The following is an 11387-nucleotide window of genomic DNA, read 5'->3' on the forward strand; positions in this document are numbered from 1 at the left end:
TATAGAGCTAGATATCACCTTGACTTGTTAGAGAATGAGGATTACCTTGTCATCTGTGGTTTATTCATCCCCATCATTATCTCCGTCTATATTTCCATAATTTGCTGGTTGAGGTTCCGGTGTAGCTTTAACACTCACATCATCCAAATATAAAAACGCATACTTGGCTTTAGAACCAAACTTTATCTCTGTGGATGTTGTTTTGGCTTTAAAATCTAATGTGTATTGCGTGTATGGCTGTAAAGATGTATTCTTTTTAACGTCAACCTTCTTTCCACTGATAAAAACCTTAAGTTTATTTTTCAGATCAGGTGCCTCCTCTATGGATGCTAACCAGAAAGTAAGTTGGTAGTGTTGACCAGGAATTGTAGGAATAGTCTGTGCTATGTAGCTAAGACCTGAAAATGCACCAAGGGATAAACCTTGGTTACCATCGTGAGGAAAGTTGCTAATTGTCACACCCGCTTGATCTATTGCCTCACCAGATTTAATCCATCCTGTAACATTAGGATTTACACCGTTGGGATTATTAGGATCTGCCAGAGGGTCGATTTCAAATCCACCGTTATAAATTAATTCCTGTCCTTCCGCTTGTGCTGCTGACTTATAAGTATTGGTGATCACAGCAGTAGAAACAAAGGCAGTGGTCAAACTACAAACAAGAATTGAGAATTTTTTAGTGAACTTCACGAAACATTACTCCAAATAGTTCAAAATTCACGACAACGACTACTTAATTGATTTACTTTGTAGTGATTAAGGAGGAAGAAACCCATAAGTATTTTTAAAGATATTCTGGGCAGTAGTACCACTTAAGTAGGTAGAAAAACTCTGTGCCGTAGATAGAACTGTGGTTCTGGTGAGTATACCCAGTGGATAGACAATCGGATCGCTCTCTGTTGCACCGGCAGTCTCGACGACTTTTACTTTATTAGAAATGGCAGCATCAGTTTTGTAAACAAAACCTGCGTCAATAGCTTTAGTGACACCGTTAACTGTAATAGTTTTATTTTCTACAGCAGTTAAGACAGCACGTACATTGGGTGCAAGGGATAATTTAGGACTAACAGTGGTGAAAATACCTCGCGTAGTAAGAACTTGTTTGGCATAATTTCCTGCTGGCACAACTGGAGGAGTACCTGTGTAGTCACCTATAGCAATACCAGTAACGTTGGCATTGGTCAAACCATTGATGCTAGTGAGGCCAGTGGTACCAGCGCTTAGAGGAGGTGTCGTGGGTTTAATCAAAACTAGACGGTTTTTGACAATGTTCTTACGACTACCTGCTACTATTTTGCTTGGGTTTGAATTCTGTAAGACATCTATTTGGTCGGTAGCAGCAGAAATGAAAATATCTGCTGGTGCTCCTCCTTGTATTTGAGTTAATAAAGTACCAGATGCACCGAATGTATAATTAATGGTTACACCTGGGTTAGCATTTTGATACTGAGTCTTAATGTCATTGAGCGCGTTTGTTAAGCTAATAGCCGCATAGACGTTAAGTGTGGTTGCGGACTTTGCTGGTGAGAAATTGACAAACTGCCAGCCTATTACCAGCATCATGCTGGTAACTGCCGTAGCAATCCAAGTAATAAATCTTCTTCTGTTCATAGAGAGTTGTAGTTTGAGACGAAATCCGATCACTCGCATACACCGATATCTGGAAACAACCATTCAGAATCGCCCAAAGTTTTTCCGACGATGAAAATTGATGATTTTCCAGTAGGTTTACTTAAACAGAGAGCAAAAGGGATAGAATGATAAAATTCTACCAGTAAAGTAGGTGTATACCAAGTAATATGGTAATTAAACCCTGACAATTGAAGTATAAGTTCGTAATTTCCTCAGTTCGCTTGCACCGATAAAAATCTTCTGATATGTAAATAAAGGTTAAAAAGCATTGATTTAGTGGCTTTGTAGCCTATATCTCACTAAATAGAAGTGGATAGCCAATTAAATACCAACCAAGTTTATTTGAAGCTTCAGGTTGGTAATTTACTTAGGATCTGCTAAAAAAGTCATCAAAAAGCAAAAGAAGGATCGATGAATTATTCAAGTAAGGATCTTAAATAAGTTTCTGTTGTTTATAATTGACTAAACTATAATTTTTAATAAAAATAGAGATAGAAACAAGATGTTATTTTTAAATTTGTAGTTTTGGCATCTTCAACTTTGTTCAGCTATATAAAAAGTAACGCGATGTCTACAATGGGCTGTGCAGTGACACAGCTTTTTTATTTAAATTATGTAGTCATCGCTCTGTTGTTTTCCAAAATGACGAAAAAATTATTCTTTCTAGCTTATTACCTTCTTTTTATTTATCCATATTCCCAACAACCCAGCAGCAATTGCTATTCCTCCAATAGTCGATGGTTCAGGCACAGGTATTACACTCACACTATCCAAATATAGAAAACCGTAACTAGCTCTACCACCCAACTTTAACTCTGTAGATGATTTTGTCGCGACAAAATTCAAGTTATATTGTGTGAACGGATTTCCAACAGTATTTGCACTATTTATTTTCTCAAAAACTTTGCTTTCATCAACAAAAACTTGAAATATATTATCAACTTCACTACCATCTTCGTCCGTTCCTAAAAAGAAACTCAGACTATAGTTACTACCAATAGTCGTAGCAAAATTCTGCGATATGTAAGCGGGATTTACAAATGAACCAATTGCTAAACCTTGGTTACCACTTTGGGGAAAATTGCTAATTTTAATTCCTGATGTATCGAACGGATCGCCAGACTTATTCCATCCCGTAACATTGGGATTTGTAGTGTTGGGATTGTTAGGATCTACGAGAGGGTCGAGTTCAAATCCTCCGTTATAAACAAGGTCTTGAGGATCTACAACATAGTTGGGATTATATTGTGCTTGTGCTACTGGAATATAAGTACCAGTAATCACAGCAGTGCTAGCTAAGGTAGTGGCAAAACTAAAAACAATAATTGAGAGTTTTTTAATGAACTTCATTAAAGTTTACTCCAAATAATTCAAAATCACGACAATTCAAACGAGTTGATAGTTACATTTATACTGGCTCTAATTGGTGTCAAAAAATAAATACTTTATTCAGGTTTATAAGAGTTCGTTATTCACCATAGATAATCTCTCCATAAACCGACGCTCAAGTTTTTTAATTCAGATGAATTTAAGTGGCATTCTCAACACTATAGAGCCAGATATCGCTTGGGATTTTAAGAGATGAGGGTTAGCTCGCGATGTGCGGCTTATTCACACCCAGAAGCATCATTCACATACAGAGTTTTGCTCTTGTTGATCTACAGATTTGAAACTCACATCATCCAAATATAAAAATGCATACCTGGCTCTGGAAGCAAACCTGATCTCGGTGGATGTTTCTTTGGCTTGAAAATAAAACGTGTATTGTGTGTAGGGTTGGTAAGAAGTATTTTTTTTGGTACAAACCGGCTTTTCACGTATAAAAGCCTGAAATCTATTATCCAGATCAGGTGCTTCTTCTGTGGATGCTAAATAGAAAGTAAGTCGGTAGTATTGATTAACGACTGTAGGGACATTCTGTGATATGTAGCTCAAGTCTGAAAATCCACCAAGTGATAAACCTTGCTTACCAGTGTTAGCAAAATTGTCAATCCTAGTACCTGATGTATCTATCGGATCGCCATTTTTAATCCATCCTGTAATATTAGGATTTGTAGCGTTGAGATTATTAGGATCTACAAGACCATCGGTTTCAAATCCCCCGTTGGTAATCAGTTCTGATCCATCTGCTTGTGCTGCTGACTTATAAGTATTGGTAATCACAGCAGTATTAAGGAGAGCAGTAGTCAAACCACAAACAATAATTGAGAGCTTTTTAGTGAACTTCACAAGACATAACTCCAAATAGTTCAAAATTCACGACAACTAGTACTGGATTGATTTACTTTGTGGTGATTAAGGCAAGATAAACCCGTAAGTATTTTTGAAAATATTCTGAGCAGTAGTACCACTTAAGTAGGTAGAAAAACTTTGTGCCGTGGATAAAACTGTAGTGCTGGTGAGTATACCCAGTGGATAGACAATCGGATCGCTCTCTGTTGTTAGGGCAGTTTCTACGACTCTTACCTTGCTAGAAATTGCAGCATCAGTTTTGTAAACGGCACCTGCATCAATAGTTTTACTTACGCCTCCAACTACAAGAGTTTTATTTTCAACAGCAGTTAAGACGTTACGGACATTGCTGGCAAGGTATGTTTTAGGACTAACAGTAGTGAAAATACCTCGGCTAGTCAGAACTTGTTTGGCATAATTTCCTGCTGGCACAACTGGCGGAGTACCTGTGTAATCACCTATAGCAATGCCAGTAATATTGGCATTGGTCAAACCATTGAAGCTTGTTAGTGCAGCACTACCTGCACTAACAGGAGCTGTTGTAGGAGCTATCAAAACTAGACGGTTTTTGACAATGTTTTTACGACTACCTGCAACCAATTTACTTGGGCTTGAATTCTGCAAGACATCCATTTGGTCAGTGGCGGCAGAAATGAAAATATCTGCTGCTGCGCCTGCTTGTATTTGGCTGAGCAAGGTACCAGAAGCGCCAAAGGTATAGACGATATTGACGCTTGGGTTAGCACTTTGGTACTGAGTCTTAATGTCATTGAGCGCGTTTGTCAAGCTGACAGCTGCAAACACGTTAAGTGTGGTTGTGGAGCTTGCTGGGGATAAATTGACAAACTGTAAGCCTATTACCAACATCATGCTGGTAACTGCTGTAGCAATCCAAGCAATAAGTCTTCTTCTGTTCATAAAGTCATAGTTGGAGATGAAATCCCATCACTCGCATATATCAATACCTGGAAACAAAAAACAAAGCCAGAATTGCCGAAAGCGTTTCCAGCGATGAAAATTGATGATTTTCCAGTAGGTTTACTTAAACAGAGAGCAAAAGGGATAGAATGATGAAATTCTACCAGTAAAATAGGTATTTACCAAATATATTGGTAAATAAATCCTGACAATTGAAGTATAAGTTCGTAATTTCGTCAGGTCATTTGTATTAAGAAAAATCTTCTAATATCATTAAAAGGATTGATTTAGTAGCTTTCTAATTTATATTTACTAGATAGAGGTGGGTAGCGAATTTAATATCAATCAAGTTTACTTTAAGCTTCAGGTTGGTAATTTCCTGAACACTGTCAATTCTTTTTGGCATCTTGCCCGCACTAAATATAGGACGGGTGAGGATACCCATCCCACAAGAAAATTTGGGATATTTTTTTATTTGTCAGTCGCTAATTACTGTTGTGTCTTAATTTCCTGAAGTAACTCCTCATCAGAATAATTTTCTTGCCATTTGTCTTTTAGCTTTAACCGCACAGACCGCGCGCCGCCACTGGGAGTACAAACAACCCAATAAGTATTTGGTTCATCTTTGACTTGAGCTGCATCTTGAGCTTCTGCTATATCAGAAAGACCTGAAAATGCTTGAATACAAGTCCAGGTAATGCCATCTGAATCTTTGATTTCTCTTTCCATGTCTGTTTTAAAAAAGGAAGTAGGGAGCGGGGTGTTATCTCGTGTCCGGTGATAAACTTCTCATTAAGGCAGCAGAGGAGCAGGAAACAGAGGGGAAGGGTTTTGGCTTTTCTGCATAGATTTAGAAATTATAACTAATTAGCCGGACTTGATATCATTTCTTGACCCAATGTCGGAGTTCCATAGTTTTGATATTTTATAAGTCTCAAATATTCATAAATATATATTGGACAGCGGAAAAATTGCTACTTATGATACTCATACATCGGAGTCATAGGATGATGTAACTATGTCAGAAAAATATACTCTAGGGGTCTTGAAGTAATATGACTAAGGAGAACTTGAGAAGCCAAATTGTCACTCAAGGAGTGCAGCGATCGCCAAATCGAGCTATGCTGCGTGCAGTTGGTTTTAAAGATGAAGATTTCAACAAAGCCATTGTCGGCATTGCCAATGGCTATAGTACAATCACTCCCTGTAACATGGGGATTAATAAACTGGCGCAAAGGGCAGAAGTTGGGGTCAAATCTGCCGGAGCGATGCCGCAACTATTCGGCACGATTACCATTAGCGATGGGATTTCAATGGGAACTGAAGGGATGAAATATTCCCTGGTGTCGCGGGAAGTGATTGCTGACTCCATTGAAACCGCCTGTACCGGACAAAGTATGGATGGGGTATTGGCAATTGGTGGTTGCGATAAAAATATGCCAGGAGCAATGCTGGCGATCGCTCGGATGAATATCCCTGCTATCTTTGTTTACGGTGGCACAATTAAACCCGGTCATTACAACGGACGCGATTTAACTGTTGTCAGTTCTTTTGAAGCTGTTGGTCAATACAGTGCTGGAAAAATTGACGACAAGGAATTATTAGAAGTTGAAACTCAGGCTTGTCCTGGGGCTGGTTCGTGTGGGGGAATGTTCACGGCTAACACCATGTCTTCAGCATTTGAAGCCCTGGGAATGAGTTTGCCTTATTCTTCCACAATGGCAGCTGAAGATGCCGAAAAAGCCGACAGTACAGAAAAATCAGCATTTGTTTTGGTCGAAGCCATCAAGAAACAAATCTTACCTCGGCAAATCATCACCCGTAAATCCATCGAAAATGCGATTTCTGTAATTATGGCAGTGGGTGGTTCCACAAATGCAGTATTGCATTTCTTGGCGATCGCTCGTGCTGCCGAGGTAGAGTTAACTATAGACGACTTTGAAACTATCCGCGCTCGTGTCCCTGTTTTATGTGATTTAAAACCAAGTGGTAGGTATGTAGCTACAGATTTGCATAAAGCTGGCGGCATTCCCCAAGTGATGAAAATGCTACTCGTACACGATCTACTACACACTGATTGCCTGACTATCAGCGGTCAAACCATTGCAGAGATATTAGTAGATATCCCAGAAGAACCAGCTGCTAACCAAGATGTGATTCGTCCTTGGAATAATCCCATGTATGCTCAAGGACATTTAGCGATTCTCAGAGGGAATCTGGCAACGGAAGGGGCTGTAGCTAAAATTACTGGAGTGAAAAAGCCAGTAATTACCGGGCCTGCGCGGGTATTTGAATCGGAAGAAGCTTCATTAGACGCCATTTTAGCGGGTAAGATTCAACCAGGTGATATTTTAGTAATTCGCTACGAAGGGCCTAAGGGCGGCCCTGGAATGCGGGAAATGTTAGCTCCTACCTCAGCAATTATTGGTGCTGGCTTGGGCGATGCGGTGGGATTAATTACTGACGGGCGATTTTCTGGCGGTACTTATGGGATGGTAGTTGGTCACGTTGCACCAGAAGCCGCAGTTGGAGGTGCGATCGCTCTTGTTGAAGAAGGCGATCGCATTACGATTGATGCACCCGCTCGTTTATTGCAGTTAAATATCTCCGATGAAGAATTAGCTCGCCGTCGTACAAACTGGCAACCTCCAGTACCGCGTTACACTAAAGGTGTGTTGGCAAAATATGCGAAGTTGGTATCTTCTAGTAGTATTGGTGCGGTGACGGATTTGGATTTGTTTTGAAGTGTGCATTAAAGATTAACGTGAGTTCGACGAACCTCTCTCTGCCTTAAACTAAAGTTCGAGTCTGTCCTTCTTTGAATCGGAGAGGGACGGTTTTGTGTAGTAAAACCAGGGAGAGGTTTTTTGATTGAGCTTAGGATATGAGCTATCGAACTCACGTTAACACAACAGCAGCTATTAGCAGCAGAATTCACCATGCATCCTGCCTTGCATAACTTAAATTTAATATTTACTTTATAAATAACCTCTAAAAGAGATGGTCGCGATCAGAAATTCAGTGCCAAATTACAAGCAGCAGCAAAAACTTACAGCTACTGCAACAGTAATTTGAATTTTCGGTCAATCCTGCTCCTGATTTGCATCATCAACATAGATGATCTCCACAAATGTGGTTATTTGAATGATGCAATATAACTCTTATTCTATACAACCAAATTTTAGGAATTTAGTATCTGAAGTTAAGAAATCTTATATAAATGTTTGTAAAGTTAAAAATTAAACCAGAGTCGCAAATAGAGCATTAAGCATTGTTTATTCTCCCACCTCCCCATCTCCTCTTAGGGACTTCCAGAAAATAAATTATCCCATTTCACGTCTATCAAAACGACTTTCTCTCCCCCTGCTCCCTGCTCCCCTGCCCTCAAAGCGATAGAATATTTTTTGATTGGAAGTTCCTTAATCCTCCTGTGGATGCTCATCCCACAAGGTTGTCAATTCCCGTAAACTTTGATGATTGCCATTACCCAAAATCAGGTGATCTAGTATGGGAATGCCTAAAAACTCCGCTCCTGCTAACAACTGGCGCGTCAATTCTATATCTTCTTGGCTGGGTTCCAGGTTACCAGAAGGATGGTTGTGAGCAACTATTACCCGCGTTGCGCCTTGGCGAATAACTTCCCGAAAGATTTCACGCGGAGAGGCTAGGGTTTCGGTTGCAGTGCCAATAGTAATTACTTGCGTACCCAGCAAACGATTCTTAACATCTAATAGTAAGACTGCAAAACGTTCTTTTGTTTGCCACATCAAATCTTGACTGAGGGTAGCAGCAGCAGCAAGTGGGCTATCAATTAGTGTGCCATCATTGGGACGAGATTGAAAGGCGCGTTTACCCAATTCAATTGCTGCTAAAATACTTGTCGCCTTCGCTGGGCCAACGCCAGGAATTTGCATCAATTGTGCGGGTGTAACTTCTCGCAAAACTGCCAAAGGATCGCGTTGATGTTTACTTAACTCACTCAAAATATATTGTCCCAAACCGACAGCCGACAGTTTTCCCGGCCCTTGACCGGTGCCTAGTAGAATTGCGATTAACTCGGCTGTGCCTAAAATTTTGGCACCATRCGTCATTAGTCGTTCACGCGGACGCTCATTTGTAGGTAAGTCGGCAATTCTCAGGCAATAGGTCATAGAAAACTCAAAAAATAGTCACCATACATGAAACTATCCTTAGTTATCCCTTGTTTGCTTGCAAATTATCTTTAATTTGAGAAAATCTTTAATTTTGGGGAAACAGTTGAATATCAAGCGCGATCGCTCCATTTTTCTGACTTTTCCCAGGAAGTCCTAAAACCTCTCTCAAGACACGGGAAAGAAGAAAGCCTCACTACACCGCAATAACTGCAACCCCACACCCTCGCTCATGATTCCACATAACATGAAAAGTCAGGCGCTCAAATGGTTGCGAAGTTAAAGAACTAATACCAAAACCTCAATATTAAGTAGGTCAGCGAAAGTTGTGATAGCGATCAAGTTTATGTCTAAGTAAGCTATTCCACATTTAACTTGCATAATTAGAGCGGGCAAGATGCCCACTCCACAAGAGTTATATAAACTTTAGATATGCAAACTAGATGTGGTTTAGCTTAGGACTTATCCAATTTCAATAGGATTAACTTCAAAAAGCGGCGATTTAAAATACGTTTACTTATTACAAATCTGACAACAGATTCCTACTTAAGTGAAAAAAGCTTCGGATAAATTTCTGTCTCAAGAGCTAGGCGAAATTCATAATTATTAGTATGCTAATATTTAGATTAACTAATATTAAGTCGAACTACTGAAAATTGACTGCAACGATTTTGCATAAAATGCAATGTCTGGTAACGAACTCTACCCTTTTGGGACTTGGTGAGGCTCGTTCTCCGAAATTGCTAAGGTTAGGCGATTAATCTACTCGTTTATACCATTTCCCAAAAATAATGATACAAATCCAAACCCACGAAGCCAGACCAAATCAGACTTTCTTAATTACGAATTACTGTCTTCGAAGCGGTAGCGATAGCGAAGCGTTAGCGACGGAGGAGCGTCGGAACGAGCGTCATTACGAATTACGAATTAGTATTAGCTGTGGCTAACTCTAATAAAACTACTGTGCTGCTACGTGTCTTGTATGCTTTCCCTTTCTCCTGATTGTTGATATGCGCTGTTTGAACTCCGTTGAGACGACAAAACCTTTTTCTTTGGTTGCTCAAAGTATTCCTCGTCTTTACAGCTTAATTCCAAGAGGACGGTTGTGGCTACTGCTGCTGGGTTTGACCTACTTGTGTGCTGCTTGTAATGCTAGCGATGCACAATCAAGTGGAAAAGCAGCTAAAAAGCGACCTGTGCCTGTGGTGGTTGCTGCTGCGACTCAAAAGACTATTCCAATACAGCTATCAGCTACGGGAACGGTGGAAGCATATTCCACGGTATCTGTCAAGTCCCAGGTAGGTGGACAACTTACTGGGGTTTATTTTCAGCAAGGACAGAATGTGAAAAAAGGAGACTTGTTATTTAAAATTGATTCCCGTTCTCTACAAGCAGCGCTGATGCAAGCTAATGCTGCAAAAGCTAAAGATTTAGCGCAGGTGAAACAGGCACAGGCAAATGTGACCAAAGCGATCGCTCAAGTCAACCAGGCAAAAGCGAATGTAACCAAGGATATCGCTCAAGCCAAAAATGCAGATGTCCAAGCCAAAAGATATAACAGCTTACTCCAGAAAGGGGCAATCAGTAAGGAACAAGCGGATCAATTCCAGACAACAGCTGATGCTCAACGGGCAACAGTGAACGCAGATCAAAATGGAGTAGCAGACGCCGAAGCAGCAGTGGTGGCAGCCGAAGCAGATGTGCAAAATGCCAAAGCAGCAGTAGCAGCAGACGAAGCGGCGATCGACAATGCCAAAGTTCAGCTTTCCTACAGTTCTATCTACTCACCAATTACTGGACGCACAGGTAGTCTGAAGCTTAATCAAGGCAATTTGGTACAGGCGAATGCTACCGATCCGCTAATTACCATCAGCCAAATCCACCCGATTTACGTTACCTTTTCCATTGCTCAAAGGTTACTGCCAGACTTGAAGAAGTACAGTGCTAATAACGGCAAATTACAAGTCAACGCCATACCTCCGAAAGAGACAGGGCGTCCGGTACAGGGTGAACTTACCTTTGTTGATAGCGCACTTAATACCCAAACAGGCACGATTCAACTTAAAGCGACCTTTGCCAATGCAGAGGAACGCCTAGTTCCAGGGCAGTTTGTCAACGTAGTACTTAAGTTAGCTGAAGAACCGAATGTAATAACTGTGCCTTCTCCAGCCATCCAAACTGGACAGCAGGGGCAATTTGTCTTTTTAGTGAAAGCGGATAAAACAGTAGAAATGCGTCCAGTTACCGTAGGCGACACCATTGGCAACGAAACGGCGATTAAACAAGGGTTGCAACCAGGTGAGCAAATCGTCACCGATGGACAATTCAATCTAGTACCTGGTGCCGCAGTGCAGGTGAAACCGGAAGTAGGAAGCAGAGAGGCAGAGGGGCAGGGGAGCAGGGGAGCAGAGGGGCAGAGGGGAGAATAACTTCTCACATCTTGGCCACGCGTCT

9 protein-coding genes are annotated in these 11387 nt (G+C 40.7%); 2 read left to right on the forward strand and 7 right to left on the reverse strand.

The genetic code is table 11. The features are described 5' to 3' along the window. Window positions 1–60: 60 nt before the first annotated feature. The 6 genes from FCR06_RS21275 to FCR06_RS21300 all read right to left on the reverse strand — a co-directional run bounded on the left by FCR06_RS21275 (window position 61) and on the right by FCR06_RS21300 (window position 5511). A complete protein-coding gene (locus FCR06_RS21275) occupies window positions 61–690 on the reverse strand; it encodes a DUF642 domain-containing protein (protein WP_138503268.1) in 630 nt (209 codons plus the stop codon). A 66-nt stretch (window positions 691–756) separates the two neighbouring features. Next, window positions 757–1611, reverse strand: a complete 855-nt coding sequence (gene modA / locus FCR06_RS21280) for a molybdate ABC transporter substrate-binding protein (RefSeq protein WP_138503270.1) — start codon at window positions 1609–1611, stop codon at window positions 757–759. A gap of 684 nt (window positions 1612–2295) precedes the next feature. Continuing rightward, window positions 2296–2982, reverse strand: a complete 687-nt coding sequence (locus tag FCR06_RS21285; RefSeq protein WP_138503352.1) for a PEP-CTERM sorting domain-containing protein — start codon at window positions 2980–2982, stop codon at window positions 2296–2298. A 276-nt stretch (window positions 2983–3258) separates the two neighbouring features. Then, complete coding sequence (locus FCR06_RS21290; RefSeq protein ID WP_189523510.1) at window positions 3259–3861, reverse strand: DUF642 domain-containing protein; 603 nt, start codon at window positions 3859–3861, stop codon at window positions 3259–3261. Between the two features lie 66 nt (window positions 3862–3927). Beyond that, window positions 3928–4782, reverse strand: a complete 855-nt coding sequence (modA, locus tag FCR06_RS21295) for a molybdate ABC transporter substrate-binding protein (RefSeq protein WP_138503274.1) — start codon at window positions 4780–4782, stop codon at window positions 3928–3930. Between the two features lie 489 nt (window positions 4783–5271). Further along, window positions 5272–5511 (reverse strand): hypothetical protein, encoded by a 240-nt coding sequence (locus FCR06_RS21300; protein WP_138503276.1) that lies wholly within the window; start codon window positions 5509–5511, stop codon window positions 5272–5274. A 326-nt stretch (window positions 5512–5837) separates the two neighbouring features. On the opposite strand from FCR06_RS21300, the gene ilvD reads away from it, so the two are divergent. Continuing rightward, entirely contained in the window at window positions 5838–7526 is a 1689-nt protein-coding gene (gene ilvD, locus FCR06_RS21305) for a dihydroxy-acid dehydratase (RefSeq protein WP_138503278.1), read from the forward strand. Between the two features lie 675 nt (window positions 7527–8201). Here the strand turns inward: ilvD and radC are convergent. After that, the gene (radC, locus tag FCR06_RS21310; RefSeq protein ID WP_138503280.1) at window positions 8202–8933 is read right to left on the reverse strand and encodes a RadC family protein; all 732 of its coding nucleotides are present in this window, start codon (window positions 8931–8933) and stop codon (window positions 8202–8204) included. Window positions 8934–9943: 1010 nt separating this feature from the next. Between radC and FCR06_RS21315 the strand changes: the two genes are divergently transcribed. Continuing rightward, a complete protein-coding gene (locus FCR06_RS21315; RefSeq protein ID WP_138503282.1) occupies window positions 9944–11362 on the forward strand; it encodes an efflux RND transporter periplasmic adaptor subunit in 1419 nt (472 codons plus the stop codon). Window positions 11363–11387: the final 25 nt, after the last annotated feature.

The organism is Nostoc sp. PA-18-2419, assembly GCF_005869855.1.
Taxonomy (GTDB): domain Bacteria; phylum Cyanobacteriota; class Cyanobacteriia; order Cyanobacteriales; family Nostocaceae; genus Nostoc.